Source organism: Ruegeria sp. HKCCSP351 (genome assembly GCF_017872535.1).
Taxonomy (GTDB): Bacteria; Pseudomonadota; Alphaproteobacteria; order Rhodobacterales; family Rhodobacteraceae; genus Ruegeria.
Genome location: NZ_JAEDOV010000007.1, coordinates 183510 through 200578, shown reverse-complemented (window position 1 = coordinate 200578; position 17069 = coordinate 183510). Strand labels below are relative to the sequence as shown.

Sequence of the window (17069 nt, the reverse complement as noted above, 5' to 3'; positions counted from 1 at the left end):
TCTGCAGTTTGCCGCAAAGCGCGACGGTTGGCTGCAGACGCCATCCACCCCATCCACTTAGATTACTAGCCCCCTGCGGTAGGACCAAGCGATTGACGTATCTTTCCGCGTTTGATGTGTAAAACCATTGCAGAACGGACCCCTTCACGATTTTCTGGGAACACCACAACTTATTCACCGACAGGACCCCGAATTGGACTGGCGCGATCACGGCATTCTACTGACCTCTCGCCGCCACGGCGAAACCTCGGCGATTATCGAGGTCTTTACCGAATCCCACGGGCGTCATGCCGGTGTGGTGCGGGGCGGGACCAGCCGCAAGATCGCACCAATCCTGCAACCCGGCGCGCAGCTGGACGTGCTGTGGCGTGCGCGGCTGGAAGAACATATCGGCACCTTTCAGGTCGAACCCCTGCGCTCGCGCGCGGCGGCGGCGTTTTCCGGGCGGCTGGCCCTGTCCGGGCTGAACGCCGTCGTGTCGCTTTTGACCTTCTGCTTGCCTGAACGGGAGGCGCACCCCGCGCTCTATACCCGGACCGAGCGGTTGATGGACCTGCTGGGACAGGATGAGATCTGGCCGCTGGCCTACCTGCGATGGGAGCTGGCGCTGCTGGACGAGCTTGGCTTTGGCCTTGATCTGACTGCCTGCGCCGCGACCGGCACAACCGAGGGGCTGATCTATGTGTCGCCCAAGACCGGGCGCGCCGTCAGTGCCAAAGGGGCCGGGGATTGGGCAGACAAGATGTTGCCGCTGCCACCCTGCCTGCGGGGCGAAGGCACCGCGCCGGATGCCGAGATTGCCGAAGCTTTGCGCACAACCGGGTATTTCCTGAACCACCGCGTCGCCCCTGCGCTAGGGCATAACCCTTTGCCCGAGGCGCGCGCGCGGTTTGTGGATCAGGTCACTCGGCGGCTGTAAACACCATTTCGTGCCCGTCCTCATTGCGCAGGATCAGCACATCGCCCGACACTTCGGATTGGGTCATGGCCAAAAGGGCGGCGAAATAGACCCCTTCGGCCTCAAGCCCGGCGCAGGCGGCCCGCGTTGCTCTCAGGTCCTGAATTTCGAACCACGGGTAGGGCGCGTTCAGCATGCCGTCATAGCTGTTGCAGGGGGCATTTCCGGTGATCCTGCCCTCTTCTGGGAACCAAAGCAGGGCGCTGGCGGCAAAGGGCTGTCCGTCGATCTCCTGCAACGCCCATGTCCGGTCTGCCGCGCCATAGGCGGCGACGGTTTCATCCCTGTCGCATTGAAACAGGGCCATCAAAGGCAGGGTCAGGATCAGGCGTGTCATGGCAGGGTTCTAGCGTATCAGCCCTATCGGCGGAACCGGGTCAGTAGGGCAAAGACCCGTTCAGAAGCCGCTCGCGCACTTCCAGCCGGGGTGCCCAGTTGTATCGCGTATCCTCGCGCACCGGCGCCCAGAACAAGGCACCGCTGTAGCGCCAGGGGTCTAGGATAATGCCATCATACATCGTGTCCCCCTTGGCGCTGATCGATGCCGAATGGTGGATGATGCGCAGCGGGGTCGGCGGCGACGTGGCCCAATGCAAATCCAGCGTCCGGAAATTTTCCTGCCGCAGGCGTTTGGTCATGGCTTCGGCCCAGTCATTGCACAGACCCTTTTCGCGGAACCCGTTGATGATCTTGGCATTGTGGATGATCGCCGGGTCGGTGACGTTCCAGTCCTGCTTCAGCTGCTGCGAATAGGTATAGGCAATCGTGGCCGCTTGCTGTGCCTCGGCCGGATTAACATCTGGCCCAAGCGCCTGGATCGACTGCGCCAGCGCATCAATATCGTTCCGGCTCACCGTCGGCTGCGGGGTGGTGCAAGCCACCAGAGCAAGAGCGGCAAGAACAGCGCACATGGCAAGGAAAGATCGGGTCATGCGGTTTCCCAAAAGTTATTTTTCCGTCTCGTGTCCGGCTGATGCTCTACCGGTGAAAGGGGCGGGATCAAAGGGGGAAGTTTTGAAACACGTGGGTCATTTGTGACCGTCACGCGGGCCACGAGGGGCATTGGAATGTTTTGTACAAAACGTACTCTGCACGGTTCGGACCGCGTACAGATTGTACAATACAGGAAAAAGACCCGGCGCAAGCGCCGGGCCAGTCGGGGAAACAGGACTGCGGAAATGGGTCACCCGAGCAGACGTCGTGCGATGACCTGTGCCTGAATTTCGGCAGCCCCTTCAAAAATGTTAAGGATACGCGCGTCACACAGAACGCGGCTGATCTTGTATTCCAGCGCAAAGCCGTTGCCGCCATGAATCTGCAACCCGTTATCCGCCGCAGCCCAGGCCACACGTGCACCAAGCAGCTTGGCCATACCGGCCTCAAGGTCACAGCGCTGGCCGTGATCTTTTTCCCATGCGCTGAAATAGGTCAGCTGACGCGCGATCATGATTTCGACCGCCATCATAGCCAGCTTGCCGGACACGCGCGGGAAGTTGATCAGAGATTTTCCGAACTGCTTGCGGTCGATCGCATATTGCATGGCGATGTCCAGCGCACACTGTGCCACGCCGATGGCGCGGGCAGCGGTCTGGATGCGCGCGCTTTCGAAGGTTTCCATCAACTGCTTGAAACCTTTACCTTCTTCGCCGCCCAACAGGTTCTCACCCTTGACATGGAAGCCGTCAAAACCCAGCTCGTATTCCTTCATGCCGCGATAGCCCAGCACCTCGATCTCGCCACCGGTCATGCCGGGTGTGGGAAAGGGGTTCTCGTCAGTGCCCGGTGTCTTTTCCGCCAGGAACATGGACAGGCCGCGGTGGTCGGTGCTGTCGGGGTTGGTCCGCGCCAGCAGGGTCATCACATGGGTCCGCGCGGCGTGGGTGATCCAGGTCTTGTTGCCGGTAATCTTGTAGTCGCCATTCTCATCCTTGACCGCGCGCGTGCGCAGGCTGCCAAGGTCTGAACCGGTATTGGGTTCCGTGAAAACGGCGGTCGGCAGGATCTCGGCGCTGGCAATCTTTGGCAACCACTGTGCCTTTTGCGCGTCGGTGCCGCCTGCGATGATCAACTCGGCCGCAATCTCGGATCGGGTCCCCAGCGAACCCACGCCGATATAGCCGCGCGACAGTTCCTCGGACACCACGCACATCGACGCTTTGGATAGGCCGAATCCACCGAACTCCTCGGGGATGGTCAGGCCGAAAACGCCCATTTCCGCCAGTTCTTCAATGATTTCCAGCGGAATCAGTTCATCCTTCAGGTGCCAGTCATGCGCGTTTGGTTCGATCTTTTCCTGCGCGTAGCGGCGGAACTGGTCCCGGATCATCTCAAGCTCTTCATCCAGACCGGACGCGCCGAACATCGTAGCGCCGGCCTGATCCTGCATCAGTGCAACCAGACGGCTGCGCGCAGCCTGAGAATTGGCCCGCGCCATCAGGGTCTGCACTTCGGTCGACTGAAAGCCCGACAGCGCATCCCAGCCAAGGCCCAAGTCCTGAAGACGCACCACCTCGCCCTGGTTCATCGGAATACCGCCCGCGACCTGGTGCAGATATTCGCCGAACGCGATCTGGTGCAGCAACTGCTCGATCTCGCCAAATTTGCCTTCGGCTTGCAGCGCTTCGGCCCAGCGCTGCATCTGTTGCAGCGACTGAGAATATGTCGCCAGCCAGGCCAGACCATGCGCAGCAGTCTGATTTGCTTCGATCAGTGCGCCAGAAACCCGGCCCTCGGCGGTCACCATGCCACGCACGGATGCGCGGGCTTTTTCAAAAACGGCGTCCACAGCAGGCACGGCGGCCCGCGTTAAGTCCAGAAGATCGGGCAAAACTGCATCAGTTGTCATTTGGGTCATATCCTGTCCGTCATGGGCCATGAATCGCGTCCTTTCCTCGGTCGTCTGGTCATATCATGCTGCACGTGCAGCGCAACAAAAATACTCATTTTACTGCTAGAAAGTTCAAAAATTACCTTATCATTTTTGCAATGCAGAAGAAAATCCAGATGATATCTAGAAGGCATGGACCTGTTTTCCCTTCTGTCGCCGCAAGAGCTGTTACTTGCCATCGCCGTTGCCTTTGCCGCCGGATGGGTCAAGGGCATGGTTGGATTTGCCATGCCCATGGTGTTTGTATCTGGCCTGAACTCGTTTCTGCCGCCAGATCTGACCCTGGCAGGGCTTATTCTGCCGACCCTTGTCACCAATGGCGTTCAAGCTTTTCGCGGGGGCGCCAGCGCCGCACTCCGCTCCATTCGCCGGTTTCGGGTTTTCCTGGTCGTTGGCGGTATTTTTCTGGTACTGAGCGCACAGCTGGTTACGCTGGTGCCCGGCTCGGTCTTCCTGCTGCTGATCGGCGCATTCGTGTCCTTCTTCGCCCTTGTGCAGGTTCTGGGCGTCAGGCTGGTGCTAAATCATCCATCAACCGGTGTTGAGGCCATTGTTGGCGGCGTCGCCGGGTTCGTGGGTGGCATGTCGGGCATCTGGGGTCCCCCCACAGTTGCTTATCTGACGGCCTTGAATACCCCGAAGGCAGAGCAGATCCGAATTCAGGGCGTCATCTATGGATTGGGCGCGGTCATGTTACTGTCCGCGCATGTCTGGTCCGGTATTCTGCGCGTGCAAACGGTTCCGTTTTCAGTGATCCTGATCGTTCCTGCCATGCTGGGGATGTGGGTCGGATTGAAATTGCAGGATCGCATCGATCAGGCCAGCTTTCGCAAGGCCACGCTGTTCGTTTTACTTGTGGCGGGCTTGAACCTGCTGCGGCGTGGCCTGATGGGCTAAGGCGCTAGCCCGGTCGCCCGTCGGCAAACCGGAACGCGAAGTAGAGACCCAGCATCAGAAAGAACAGGCCCGAGATGTCGCCGATCAGGAAGGCGATGTATTCAACCGTTGCACTGCCAAAGACCAGATTGGTCAGGCCAGAGACCAGAATGGATGTGGCTATGCCCACGCCCATAACGCAAATCCAGCAGGGTTTGCGGTTCGGGTTGGGGAACAGGTCCCATCCGACAGCCTTCAGCAGATAGAAAACCGCAGGAACCGTCAGGACCGCGACAGCAATTGCCAGCAGGCGGGTGGGCAGGAAAACATCCGTTCCCGCCAGATAGGCAAAGACGATGAACACACCCGGCAGCAATGCAAATACTGCGCGCCACCCCAGCAACCAGGCCGACAGAACCCGGACGCCATGCGGCAAAAACAGCAGGCTCGCCCGGCTTGGGTATTCCGGAAAAAACACGTTCTGCATTGGCATCAGCACAGCGAAGGTCAGTATCGACGCAAGCACGTAAGCCAGTGAAGCCGCAAGGGTGTCAGTCGCCCAGCCGCGCATCGCAATTACCGCATCGTGCGCGCATGGGGCGCATCATCTGGGGGCATGAACGATGTACCGCCCGCGATTGGCGCTGCCGCTTTGCGAAAGATAGCCTTTTTCAACCAGCGATTTCAGCGCGCGGAAAAAAGTTGGGCGCGAAATGCTTTGAACCAAAGTATGCTCAATCAAACCGAACGTACGCACTTCTTGAGTGGATTTTGAAAGCTCTTCCGCGGCGTAGTAGATGTCGCGCTCAACCGGAGATAGTTTTTCCAGCCCAAGCGTCCGCTCCATGCTTTGCATCAGTTTGCGTAGTTCGGTGAGTTTCGAGATTTCCGTCATGGTGTTACCTGTTGTTTTCTGTGCCAACTGCGGCCTGTCCGCGACCATTTGAACCACGCTGATCGCAATACCAATCAGCCAGTCCCATGTTGACACTCATCCCCGTTTACTTAGACTAGAAGCCTGATTAGGTTGCTCAATTCAGCGTTGTGAGTGTGCGCATATGAGCTTCCACAAAGTCCTTTCAGTCAGTGCCCGGCGCGAATGTGCCGGGCTTTTTCGTCTCAACAGTAAATATGCCTAGCGCAGATCGCACTTTGAAACAACGCACTTGTATGTGCATTTAATGACATACAACTATAAGATGAGTATTTAGTGGGCGGCTAAAGGAGCTGCGGATCGGCAAAAAGAAAGGGGCCCAGCGGCCCCTTTTTTCTTTTATCCGATTGCGACGGCTTTGATGTCGTCATCAATGAATGGCAGATACTGCTCGAAGTTCTCGGCAAACATCTGCACCAGTTTCTCGGCCTGCTTGTCGAAAGCGGCCTGATCATCCCAGGTCCGACGCGGGTCAAGCAGAACTTCGGGGACGCCCGGAACAGAGACGGGAACGTCAAAGCCGAAATTGGCGTCCTTGCGGAACTCGGCGTCGCGCAGCGAACCATCCAGCGCTGCGGTCAGCAGGGCACGGGTGGCCTTGATCGGCATCCGGCTGCCGACACCATAGGCGCCACCGGTCCAGCCTGTGTTGACCAGCCAGCAGGTCGCGCCGTGCTGGGCGATCTTGTCACGCAGCAGATTGCCGTAGACTTCCGGGCGGCGCGGCATGAACGGTGCGCCGAAGCAGGTCGAGAAGGTGGGTTGCGGTTCGGTTACGCCACGCTCGGTCCCGGCCACCTTTGAAGTGAAGCCCGACAAGAAGTGATACATTGCCTGTGCAGGCGTCAGCCGCGCGATCGGCGGCAGTACACCAAAGGCATCGCAGGTCAGCATGATGATGTTTTTTGGATGACCACCCAGCGCGCTTTTCGAGGCGTTCGAGATGTATTCAAGCGGATAGGCGCAACGCATGTTCGCGGTCAGCGAGTCGTCGTCGAAATCCAGTTCCTTGGTCTCTGGGTCAAAGACCATGTTTTCGATCACGGTGCCGAATTTCGTGGTGGTCGCGTAAATCTCCGGCTCGGCCTCGGCGTTCAGGTTTATGGTCTTGGCATAGCAGCCGCCTTCGAAGTTGAAGGTGCCCCGATCCGACCACCCATGCTCGTCATCTCCGATCAGCGTGCGCGACGGATCGGCGGACAGGGTTGTCTTGCCAGTGCCGGACAAGCCAAAGAAAACGGCGGTGTCGACCGCGTTGCCGACTGCATGATTGGCCGAGCAGTGCATCGGCATCACGCCTTTTTCTGGCAGCATGTAGTTCAGCAGGGTGAATACGGATTTTTTGTTCTCGCCCGCATATTCGGTGCCGCCGATCAGGATCAGCTTGCGGTCGAAGTTCAATGCGATCACTGTTTCGCTGCGGCAGTTATGCTTGGCCGGGTCAGCCTTGAAGCTGGGGCAGTTGATGATGGTGAAGTCAGCCGTGAAATCATCCAGATCTTCGCGGTCGGGGCGGCGCAGCAGGTGACGGATGAACAGGTTGTGCCAGGCAAGCTCGGTCACCATGCGCACGTTGATCGCGTAGGTCGGATCGGCGCCACCGACGAGGTCCTGCACGAAATAGTCGCGGCCTTTCATATGGGCCAGCATGTCTTGGTAGAGGGCGTCAAATCCCTCGGCGCTCATCTCGGCATTGTTTTCCCACCAGATAGTGTCAGCCACGCTGCTGGTTTTGACGACATGCTTGTCCTTGGGCGAGCGACCGGTGAACTTGCCAGTGGTGACCAGAAAGGCACCGCCATTTCCAAGTGTACCTTCGCCGCGCTTCAGCGCTTCTTCGATCAGCGCCGGTTCCATGAAGTTATAATAGACATTGCCCAGACCCTCGATGCCCTGATCCTCGAGGCGGAATTGCGGGTTAACCCGTCCAGATGTCATGTGTGTCTTCTCCTGTGGCGGCGCGGGGCTTTGGGCCTGAGGCGCCTTTGGGGCAGTGTACCGGGAAAACCGGCGGTTGGGCGCGTCTTACCACGGTCGTTCAGGACATGAACAGGCGGGTTTGACGCAGTTAGCGCAACCAAGTCCGGGTTTAGCGCCATCACAAATTCAATGACCGAGAACCGGGCATATTTTTGCGGCCATAAAGGCAAATTTGCCGCAGGCCTGCCGCAACAAAGGCACGATTCGCAGTTACGGATTGATTCGGCGTCTTAAAACCGCCAACAATGCCTTACAAATAAGCGAATTATTGCGCGAGTGAGCAGGAATAGGGGTGAGCCCGATGTCAAAGATTGCACTTGTGGATGACGATAGAAACATTCTGACGTCTGTATCCATGACACTCGAAGCCGAAGGTTTCGAGGTTGAAACTTATAATGATGGCCAGGCCGCGTTGGATGCGTTCAACAAAAAGCTGCCGGATATGGCCGTGCTCGATATAAAGATGCCGCGTATGGATGGCATGGATCTGCTACAGCGGCTGCGTCAGAAAACGCAGATGCCGGTGATCTTTCTGACCTCGAAAGATGATGAAATCGACGAGGTTCTGGGTCTGCGCATGGGCGCGGATGACTATGTAAAGAAGCCCTTTTCGCAACGGTTGCTGGTTGAGCGCATCCGCGCCCTGCTGCGTCGGCAAGAGGCAACAAGCGGCGACGCGATTACGGCCAATAGCAACGACACAAAGGTTATGGAACGCGGCGACTTGCGGATGGACCCGCTGCGCCATGCGGTCAGCTGGAAAGGGAATGATGTATCCCTGACCGTGACCGAATTCCTGCTTCTTCAGGCACTGGCCCAGCGTCCGGGTTTCGTCAAAAGCCGCGATCAGCTGATGGATGTGGCCTATGACGATCAGGTTTATGTGGATGACCGGACGATCGACAGCCACATCAAGCGTCTGCGCAAGAAGATGCGCGCGGCTGATCCCGAGTTTTCGGCGATCGAAACCCTTTATGGTATCGGTTATCGGTACAACGAAGAATAGGCGCGACGCCAGCAAGGGGTAATGGGCTCTCGTGCGCGACACCGAAGCAGCCAGCGAACTACGTGACGGTGACGTCGTTCTCGGGGATGACTGGGTCATTCCCGACGATTCCGAGTCAGCGGAACTGAGGGAAAAGCGGTCCCAGAGGAACCTGTTTTCTCTGCGAGGCTCGCCTTTGGCGCGCAAGATCATCACCTTTAATCTGATCGCGCTGGTGATCCTGGTTACGGGGTTGCTGTATCTGGACGATTCGCGGAAAGAGACGGTTCAGCAAACGGCGCGCAATCTGCTTGGCGATGCGCAGCTGGTCAGCAACGTCTTTGAAACCCAACTGCGGCAGGGTGCGGCGCACACGGCGCAGGATGCCGGTAACCTCGACGTCAGAGATACGCTGTCTGGATTGACACTTCCTGAAGGCGGGGAAGTCTTTGTTTATGACGCCAGTGGCACCCTGATTGGCTGGACACGCGGCGCCCCCCAGGCATCGGCCATGCCGGTTCTTCTGCAAACCAATTCCGAGCTGCAAACCGGCAGCACAGTGATCAGCGACACGCTGAACGCGGTGTGGATCGGTGTGTCGAACCTGCTCAACTGGTCGACCGAGGTCGAGGCGCCGACGCTGGCGCAGCGGGTACAGGGAATTATCCCGCAGGCGCTTGCAGGCCGTAGGCAGGTTCAGGCAGTTCAGGACGCCGCAGGTGAGACCGTTATTGTTGCGGCTGCGCCGATCCTTTACGAGGATACCCCTGCCGGAGCAGTTGCCATCACAGGCCCCGCCGGTGAGATCGACGCACTGGCCCGCCGCGAGCAGGAGCGCATTCTGCAAATGTTCGTGGTGGCTTTGCTGGTTTCGGTGGGCCTGAGCCTTGTGCTGGCTTCGACCATCGCCAACCCATTGGCAGACCTGGCCGCAGCGGCCGAAATGGGTAAGGATCGGGGCACAGGGGTCAATCCGGGGCGCATTCGCATACCTGATCTTAGCGCCCGTCCGGATGAAATCGGTCGCCTCAGCCGCGCTCTGCGGGGCATGGTGACTGCTCTGTATAATCGGATTGACGCAAACGAACAGTTCGCCGCTGATGTCGCCCATGAAATCAAGAACCCCCTGGCCAGCCTGCAATCTGCTGTTGGCACGCTTCGCATGGTCAAGCGCGATGATCAGCGTGACAAGCTGCTGGGTGTAATCGAACATGACGTTCGGCGCCTGGACCGGCTGGTCAGCGACATCTCGAACGCGTCACGTCTTGATGCGGAACTGGTTAAGGAAGAAGAGCAACCCTTTGATCTGCTCAAGCTGATTGGCAATATAGGTCAATATCTGGGAGAGGACGCGCGGTCCAAGGGGATCGACTATATCACCGATCTGCCATCCGAACCGATTGTCATCAACGGGCTTGAGGCACGGCTGGCGCAGGTGTTCGTCAATCTGATCACCAATGCCATTTCCTTCTGTGAAGAAAGTGATGCGATCCGCGTCTGGGTACGTCAGCGAGACAACCGTGTTCTTGTCGTGGTCGAAGACACCGGGCCAGGTATTCCGGAACAGGCCTTGACCAAAGTGTTCAAGCGTTTCTATTCGCAACGCCCGGCAGAGCATTTCGGCAACAATTCGGGGCTTGGTCTGGCCATCTCGAAACAGATTGTCGAAGCCCATGGCGGCGTAATCTGGGCTGAGAACATCCGCCCGACCGAAGCGGATATCACATCAGACCCGCTAGGGGCACGCTTTGTAGTGGGGTTACCTGTATAACTCATGCAAGCAGGTTCTCTGTCAGACGCCAAAGACCGGGACAGCGCTTGTGTTCATGCCTCATGCGTAACAGTGGCCGGGCGCGGGCTTTTGATTGTCGGCGCTTCGGGCGCGGGAAAATCGGCTCTAGCACTGCAGATGATGGCCTATGGGGCGGGTCTGGTCGCGGATGATCGGGTCGACCTGTCAAGGCGGGACAATCAGGTCATTGCCGCTGCCGTGCCGCAGATACAGGGTTTGATTGAGGCCCGTCACATTGGTTTGATCAAAGCGGATGTATTCGGGCCGGTTCCGTTGGACTATGTTATGGATCTGGATCAAAACGAACCACAGAGATTGCCTGCCGAGGCGACAATCATGTTGCTGGGGCAAACTGTTCCCTTGCTTCGTGGGGCGGGCGTGCCCAACTTGGCCGCAGCGTTGATGCAGCTTCTGAAGAATGGGCGTGTACACCCGGAATGGCCGAACAAATGACAGAGCAACGGCGGATCGTGCTGGTAACAGGCCCATCAGGGGCGGGAAGATCCACAGCCATTCATGTACTGGAAGACTTGGGTTTTGAGGCCATCGACAATCTGCCGATGGGCCTGTTGCTGCGCCTGCTGGACAGTGCGGACAGCGACCGCCCAATGGCGCTGGGCATTGACGCCCGCAATCGCGATTTCTCGACAATAGGGTTTATCGAACTGGCCGAAAGCCTGGGCCGCATGGCGCGGGTGGATTTGACCGTTCTGTATCTGGATTGCAGTGATGACGTATTGGTGCGCCGGTTTTCGGAAACCCGCAGGCGGCATCCCGTCGCCAAAGATGCCAGCCCTGAGACCGGCGTTCAGCGCGAAAAAGAGCTGTTGGCCCCCATTCGCGAAATTGCAGATACCCTGATCGATACAAGCCAACTGAACGTGCACCAGTTACGGGAAGAAGTTGAAAACTGGTTTGCGCCTCAAGGGGGGCGACATCTGGCAGTTTCAATCGAGTCGTTTTCGTACAAGCGGGGCCTTCCCCGCGGGTTGGACATGGTCTTTGATTGCCGGTTTCTGGCAAACCCCTATTGGCGCCCCGAGTTGCGGGCCGCGGATGGGCGACACTCGGACGTTGCGCGCTATGTCCAATCGGATAAGAATTACGAACCCTTTCTTGGACGGGTGATGGATTTGCTAACCTTGTTGCTGCCGGCCTTTCGGGCCGAAGGAAAAGCACATCTGTCGGTAGCTTTCGGATGCACGGGTGGGCAACACAGATCCGTCACAATGGCGGAAGCCGTTGCAAAGGCCCTTGCAGAGGACGGGCAGCAGGTGGCAATTAGGCATCGCGAGATGGAACGTCGGTCGTTGAGTGTGAGGTCGGATTGATCGGAATAGTGATCGTTGCGCATGGCGGTTTGGCCCAGGAATACCTGGCCGCCACACAGCATGTGGTCGGACCGCAGCCCGGCCTTGTGGCCATTGCGATCGAACCCGACCACGACAGGGATGAAAAACAGGCGGAAATCTGTCGTGCGGCTGACGAAGTGGATATGGGCGACGGTGTTGTTGTTGTAACCGACCTGTTCGGCGGCAGCCCTTCAAATCTGAGTCTGCGGGCCTGCGCCCCTCAGGATCGGCGGATATTGTATGGGGCAAACCTGCCAATGCTCATTAAATTGGCCAAAAGCCGCCACTTACCCGTTGGTGATGCTGTTCGTCAGGCAATGGAAGCTGGACGGAAATACATCAATGCGCAAAATGTGACATTGGACTAAAATCGGATTGATGAATATGACCACTCGAAGCCTGAAAATAATAAATGAAAAAGGTCTGCATGCCCGCGCTTCGGCGAAGCTGGTTGAGGTTGTGGAAGGTTTCGATGCGCATGCCGAGGTGTCGAAGGACGGGATTTCTGCGTCAGGCGACAGTATTATGGGCCTTTTGATGTTGGCAGCATCACGCGGAACAACTATTGACGTCGAGACCTCCGGACCGGATGCTGAAGCATTGGCAGAAGCTCTGGAAGCGCTTGTGAACGACAAGTTCGGAGAGGGGTTCTAAGCCGCCCTCGCCAGGACAGAAAGAACGGGAAGGCCAGGAATTGGCGGAAACGACGCACGAGACCAAGACAAGCCCGGTGGTGGATGGGACCGCAGATCAGGGCGAGATCTACGATCGTAGAACTCTGACCTATGCGAACTCTTTCGACGATGCCTGGACTTCGACGGCCATTCGCGCAATCGAATGGTGTACGGGCAAGCTGACCATTCTGCGGATGGTTAACAAATTCGAGAAAAAGAACGAACTTTACCGGGGGCAGCGGTTCTGGGGCGGCGCGCTTGAGGTGATGGGGATTGACCTGACCACACCGCAAGAACAGATCGCCCGTATCCCAAAAACCGGCCCCGTGGTTGTCGTTGCCAACCACCCTCACGGGATGGTGGACGGTATGATTCTGGCCGAGTTGATCGGGCGGGTCCGCAGTGATTATCGCATTCTGACCCGCTCGGTCCTGACGGGTCTTGATGAGGCCGCGACGTCTTTCATGATCCCGGTTCCGTTTCCGCATGACCCCGAGGCGCAGGCCAAGATGCTGGAAATGCGTGGCAAGGCGATGGACCATCTGAAAGACGGCGGCGTCGTGGCGCTGTTCCCGTCCGGCGTCGTCATGTCCTCGGATGACTGGTTCGGCCCCGCAGTCGAGCGCGAGTGGAATGTTTTCACTGCAAAGATGATCCGCCGTTCGGGTGCGCGCGTGCTGCCTATTTTCTTTCCCGGCAGCAACTCGCGCTGGTACCAGATAGCCAACAAGCTGTCGCCGATCCTCCGGCAAGGGTTGTTGCTGCACGAAATCGTCCGCTCGTGCAAAAAACCGCAATCGCCGGTCATCGGCAATCCGATCTCGGATCAGGACATGGAACAGCTGGAACGTGACCCGCGTGGTTTCATGACGTGGCTCAGAAACCATACAATGTCGCTGGACAAGTCAGGTCAATCCTGACCCGTGTCTTCATCTGACCGACACCGTGCTTGGCAAGGGCGGTTTTGTTAGCGGGTCGGAACCGGCACCTCGCCGCGATAGTCATAGAAACCGCGTTGCGTCTTGCGCCCCAGCCATCCTGCCTCGACGTATTTGGTCAAAAGCGGGCAGGGGCGATACTTGGTATCAGCCAGACCATCATGCAAGACGTTCATGATGGCAAGACATGTGTCCAGCCCGATGAAGTCCGCCAATTCCAATGGCCCCATTGGATGATTCGCGCCCAGCTTCATCGATTGATCAATGGATTGGACGCTTCCGACACCTTCATAAAGCGTATAAACGGCTTCGTTGATCATCGGCATCAGGATGCGGTTAACGATGAAAGCCGGGAAATCTTCGGCGCTGGCGGCCGTTTTGCCCAGCCGGTCCACGACCGCCTTGCAGGCTTTGAAGGTTTCCTCATCCGTTGCGATGCCGCGGATCAGTTCCACCAATTGCATGATTGGAACCGGGTTCATGAAGTGGAAACCCATAAAACGTTCGGGCCGGTCCGTGCGGCTGGCCAGACGCGTGATGGAAATGGACGACGTATTCGACGTCAGGATCGTATGCGGCAGAAGGTGAGGTTGCAGATCTTCGAAAATGGCCTGTTTGACCGTTTCCCGCTCGGTCGCGGCCTCGATCACCAGATCTGTCTGCCCCAGCTGCGGCAATTCAAGGGTGGTTGTAATACGCTTCAGGGCTGCCTGCATCGCATCGTCAGTGATCTTGCCGCGTGACGCCTGACGCGCCATGTTGCCTTCGATCGTGGCCATTGCGCTGTTCAACGCATCCTGACTGACATCATTCAGCAAGACATCGTATTCCGCCAAAGCCAGAACATGAGCAATGCCGTTGCCCATCTGACCCGCACCAATCACCCCGACCGATTTAACTTCCATGTTCAGCTGCCTTTGCCCTGGAGGATACCGGGACAGTATCGGCAGACCGGGGCGGGCGGCAAGGGGATCGAACCGGTCAATTTTGCTTCAAATGCGCGCATTAGGAGATTCTCAATACCTAAGGCCGCAAATTGGCAATTGGGTGAAAAATTTGGGGGGCTTGGTATGAGCTTTCATCGGGTAAGCGACGGCACAGAGGCCGCGTGCCAATATGCAGGATCAAACCTTTGGTTTCGGGCGCCGCACGGAAATCTTGAGACGCCTTATGTGGCCTGTCTGGGTGGAGAAGAGACGTTTGGCCGGTTCGTGGAATACCCGTACCCGGCATTGCTTGCCAAAAGATTGCCGCAACCTTGTATCAATTTTGGCAGTCTTTTTTGTGGGGCTGATGCGTTGCTTGCTGATCCGGGGGTTTTAAATCATGTCAATGGATCAGACCTTTGTGTGCTGCAAGTGCTGGACGTGCCGTACCAGTCGAACAGGTTTTATCGCGTGCATTCGCGTCGGAATGATCGGTTTCTTGAACCCTCGTGCGACTTGCAGGACCTTTATCCTGAGGTCGATTTCACGGAAATCCACTTTGTCAGGCATTTACTGGAGAGGTTGCGGGCCATAAAGGACGCGCGTTTTGAGGTTGTGGCGCAGGAGTTGCGAGAGACTTGGTTGCGCAACACATCCGAGCTGGTGCGACGGATCAAGCCACGGGTTGTTCTTCTCTGGCTGCATATACAGCGACAGGAGGATCGGCATCGCGACCTTGTCTTGCCCGATGCTGACATGATCGAACAGGTTCGACCGTTGTGTGCCGATGTAGTGGAATGCACGGTCAGTGTGTCCTCCTTGTCAGACGAGATCGAGGACGTGTTGTTCGGGACGCTGCAACAGCCTGTGGCCGAGCATATGCTCGGCCCCTCCGCGCACAGGGAGATTGCTTTGAAGCTTGAGGCGGCTTTGAGGGAGTTGAATTGAAAAAGGCCCGCTCGGTGGCGGGCCTTTGGTGATTGTGGGGCTAAGGCCCCGGGCTGCGTTCAGCCGAGTTTTTCGGTCAGTTCCGGGACCGCCTGGAACAGGTCGGCGACCAGTCCGAAGTCGGCGACCTGGAAGATCGGTGCCTCTTCGTCCTTGTTGATCGCAACGATGACCTTTGAGTCCTTCATGCCCGCAAGGTGCTGGATCGCGCCCGAGATGCCGACGGCGACATAAAGGTCGGGGGCAACAACCTTGCCGGTCTGACCCACTTGCCAGTCGTTCGGGGCATAGCCCGAGTCGACAGCGGCGCGCGACGCGCCAACCGCAGCACCCAGCTTGTCAGCCAAAGCTTCGATCAGCTTGAAGTCTTCTTCCGAGCCGACACCACGGCCGCCCGAGACAACAACGCCAGCCGAGGTCAGTTCCGGACGGTCACTTGCGGCCACCTTGTCTTCGACCCACGACGACAGGCCGGGATTGTCGCCGACCGAGATGGTCTCGACCGCAGCCGAGCCGCCGGTCCCCGCCGCGTCGAAGGACGCTGTGCGGATGGTGACGACCTTCTTGGCGTCGTTCGACTTCACGGTCTGGATCGCGTTGCCCGCATAGATCGGGCGCTCAAACGTCGAGCCATCGACCACGCCCGAGGCATCCGAGATCACCATCACGTCCAGCAGGGCTGCGACGCGCGGCATCACGTTCTTGGCGTCGGTGGTCGCGGGGGCCACGATATGCTCGTACCCATCGGCCAGACCTACGATCAGCGCGGCGGTCGATTCCGCCAGGCGATGACCCAGCGATGCGTCTTCGGCAACCAGCACCTTGGACACGCCGTCGATCTTGGCGGCAGCCTCGCCTGCAGCGGCGGCCGAGCCACCTGCGGCCAGAACGGTCACGTCACCCAGCACCTTGGCAGCGTTTACTGCCTTGGCAGTGGCGTCCAGCGCCAGTTCGCCATTGTTGACTTCGGCAAGCAGAAGTACAGCCATTACACAGCCCCCACTTCTTTGAGTTTCGAAACCAGCTCATCCACCGAGCCAACGATGATACCTGCGGCACGTGCCGGCGGTTCTTCGGTCTTGACGATTTCCAGGCGCGGCGTGACGTCGACGCCGTAATCGGCGGCGGTTTTCTCATCCAGCGGCTTTTTCTTCGCCTTCATGATGTTGGGCAGCGACGCATAGCGCGGCTCGTTCAGGCGCAGGTCAACGGTCACGATGGTCGGCATCTTGACGCTGATGGTCTGCAACCCGCCATCCACCTCTCGGGTGATCTTGGCACTGTCGCCTTCGATATCCAGTTCCGAGGCAAAGGTGCCCTGCGACCAGCCCAACAGGGCCGACAGCATCTGACCGGTGGCGTTCATGTCGTTGTCGATCGCCTGCTTGCCCGCCAGAACGATGCCGGGCTGCTCTTCCTCGACCACCTTGGCCAGGATCTTGGCAACTGCCAGCGGCTCGATATCAGTGTGCACATCATCCGTCGCAACAACAAGGATCGCGCGGTCGGCACCCATGGCCAGAGCGGTCCGCAGCGTCTCTTGCGCCTGCTTCACACCAATTGAAACGGCAACAACTTCGTCTGCCTTGCCAGCCTCTTTCAGGCGAATGGCCTCTTCAACCGCAATCTCGTCGAACGGATTCATCGACATTTTGACATTGGCGAGATCAACACCGCTACCGTCCGCTTTCACGCGGACCTTCACATTGTAGTCAATCACGCGTTTGACAGGTACCAGTACCTTCATTGTAGCGCTTTCTCCTCAAAAAAACGGCAAGCCGCGAAGGCGACTCCACCAATGCTCTCGTCGGACTTGATA

General features: G+C 58.1%; 19 protein-coding genes. 10 read left to right on the top strand and 9 right to left on the bottom strand.

The features are described from left to right. Positions 1-193: 193 nt before the first annotated feature. On the top strand, positions 194-919 hold the full coding sequence (gene recO, locus I9182_RS15730) for a DNA repair protein RecO (RefSeq protein ID WP_209598898.1): 726 nt from the start codon (positions 194-196) through the stop codon (positions 917-919). Here recO and I9182_RS15725 read toward each other — a convergent pair. The 3 genes from I9182_RS15725 to I9182_RS15715 form a co-directional block, all read right to left on the bottom strand. Then, on the bottom strand, positions 903-1295 hold the full coding sequence (locus I9182_RS15725; RefSeq protein ID WP_209598890.1) for an META domain-containing protein: 393 nt from the start codon (positions 1293-1295) through the stop codon (positions 903-905). The genes recO and I9182_RS15725 overlap by 17 nt on opposite strands. Before the next feature lie 40 nt (positions 1296-1335). Continuing rightward, the gene (locus I9182_RS15720) at positions 1336-1890 is read right to left on the bottom strand and encodes a hypothetical protein (RefSeq protein ID WP_209598889.1); all 555 of its coding nucleotides are present in this window, start codon (positions 1888-1890) and stop codon (positions 1336-1338) included. A 251-nt stretch (positions 1891-2141) separates the two neighbouring features. Beyond that, the gene (locus I9182_RS15715) at positions 2142-3833 is read right to left on the bottom strand and encodes an acyl-CoA dehydrogenase family protein (protein WP_209598888.1); all 1692 of its coding nucleotides are present in this window, start codon (positions 3831-3833) and stop codon (positions 2142-2144) included. Positions 3834-3977: 144 nt separating this feature from the next. Here I9182_RS15715 and I9182_RS15710 point away from each other — a divergent pair, with 144 nt between their 5' ends. Beyond that, positions 3978-4742: a sulfite exporter TauE/SafE family protein gene (locus I9182_RS15710; protein WP_209598887.1), complete on the top strand. Its 765-nt coding sequence runs from the start codon at positions 3978-3980 to the stop codon at positions 4740-4742. A gap of 4 nt (positions 4743-4746) precedes the next feature. On the opposite strand, the gene I9182_RS15705 is transcribed toward I9182_RS15710, so the two are convergent. From I9182_RS15705 to I9182_RS15695, 3 genes are all read right to left on the bottom strand, one after another. Next, positions 4747-5292: a hypothetical protein gene (locus tag I9182_RS15705; protein WP_209598886.1), complete on the bottom strand. Its 546-nt coding sequence runs from the start codon at positions 5290-5292 to the stop codon at positions 4747-4749. A gap of 33 nt (positions 5293-5325) precedes the next feature. Beyond that, positions 5326-5712, bottom strand: coding sequence for a hypothetical protein (locus tag I9182_RS15700; protein ID WP_348540404.1), 387 nt, complete (start codon positions 5710-5712; stop codon positions 5326-5328). Between the two features lie 282 nt (positions 5713-5994). Continuing rightward, the gene (locus I9182_RS15695) at positions 5995-7593 is read right to left on the bottom strand and encodes a phosphoenolpyruvate carboxykinase (protein WP_209506310.1); all 1599 of its coding nucleotides are present in this window, start codon (positions 7591-7593) and stop codon (positions 5995-5997) included. A gap of 343 nt (positions 7594-7936) precedes the next feature. Between I9182_RS15695 and I9182_RS15690 the strand changes: the two genes are divergently transcribed. From I9182_RS15690 to I9182_RS15660, 7 genes are read left to right on the top strand one after another with little or no spacing between them, the layout of a single operon-like run. After that, on the top strand, positions 7937-8641 hold the full coding sequence (locus tag I9182_RS15690) for a response regulator transcription factor (protein ID WP_209506312.1): 705 nt from the start codon (positions 7937-7939) through the stop codon (positions 8639-8641). Positions 8642-8672: 31 nt separating this feature from the next. Beyond that, positions 8673-10391, top strand: a complete 1719-nt coding sequence (locus I9182_RS15685; RefSeq protein WP_209598885.1) for a sensor histidine kinase — start codon at positions 8673-8675, stop codon at positions 10389-10391. Between the two features lie 3 nt (positions 10392-10394). Next, the gene (locus tag I9182_RS15680) at positions 10395-10865 is read left to right on the top strand and encodes an HPr kinase/phosphatase C-terminal domain-containing protein (RefSeq protein ID WP_209506316.1); all 471 of its coding nucleotides are present in this window, start codon (positions 10395-10397) and stop codon (positions 10863-10865) included. Further along, positions 10862-11743, top strand: coding sequence for an RNase adapter RapZ (gene rapZ / locus I9182_RS15675; protein ID WP_245222670.1), 882 nt, complete (start codon positions 10862-10864; stop codon positions 11741-11743). The genes I9182_RS15680 and rapZ overlap by 4 nt, the downstream gene beginning before the upstream one ends. Then, the gene (locus tag I9182_RS15670; RefSeq protein WP_209506320.1) at positions 11740-12132 is read left to right on the top strand and encodes a PTS fructose transporter subunit IIA; all 393 of its coding nucleotides are present in this window, start codon (positions 11740-11742) and stop codon (positions 12130-12132) included. The genes rapZ and I9182_RS15670 overlap by 4 nt, the downstream gene beginning before the upstream one ends. 16 nt (positions 12133-12148) lie before the next feature. Further along, entirely contained in the window at positions 12149-12418 is a 270-nt protein-coding gene (locus I9182_RS15665) for an HPr family phosphocarrier protein (RefSeq protein WP_209506323.1), read from the top strand. 40 nt (positions 12419-12458) lie between these two features. Further along, positions 12459-13358, top strand: a complete 900-nt coding sequence (locus tag I9182_RS15660) for a lysophospholipid acyltransferase family protein (protein WP_209598883.1) — start codon at positions 12459-12461, stop codon at positions 13356-13358. 47 nt (positions 13359-13405) lie between these two features. On the opposite strand, the gene I9182_RS15655 is transcribed toward I9182_RS15660, so the two are convergent. Next, positions 13406-14281, bottom strand: coding sequence for a 3-hydroxybutyryl-CoA dehydrogenase (locus tag I9182_RS15655; RefSeq protein ID WP_209506328.1), 876 nt, complete (start codon positions 14279-14281; stop codon positions 13406-13408). A 165-nt stretch (positions 14282-14446) separates the two neighbouring features. On the opposite strand from I9182_RS15655, the gene I9182_RS15650 reads away from it, so the two are divergent. Then, positions 14447-15250 carry a DUF6473 family protein gene (locus I9182_RS15650; protein WP_245222669.1) on the top strand — a complete coding sequence of 268 codons (804 nt, stop codon included), beginning with the start codon at positions 14447-14449 and terminating at the stop codon, positions 15248-15250. A 59-nt stretch (positions 15251-15309) separates the two neighbouring features. On the opposite strand, the gene I9182_RS15645 is transcribed toward I9182_RS15650, so the two are convergent. Together I9182_RS15645 and I9182_RS15640 are read right to left on the bottom strand one after the other, a co-directional pair. Further along, a complete protein-coding gene (locus I9182_RS15645) occupies positions 15310-16239 on the bottom strand; it encodes an electron transfer flavoprotein subunit alpha/FixB family protein (protein ID WP_209506330.1) in 930 nt (309 codons plus the stop codon). Then, positions 16239-16997, bottom strand: a complete 759-nt coding sequence (locus tag I9182_RS15640) for an electron transfer flavoprotein subunit beta/FixA family protein (RefSeq protein WP_209506332.1) — start codon at positions 16995-16997, stop codon at positions 16239-16241. Before I9182_RS15640 ends, I9182_RS15645 begins: the two co-directional genes overlap by 1 nt. Positions 16998-17069: the final 72 nt, after the last annotated feature.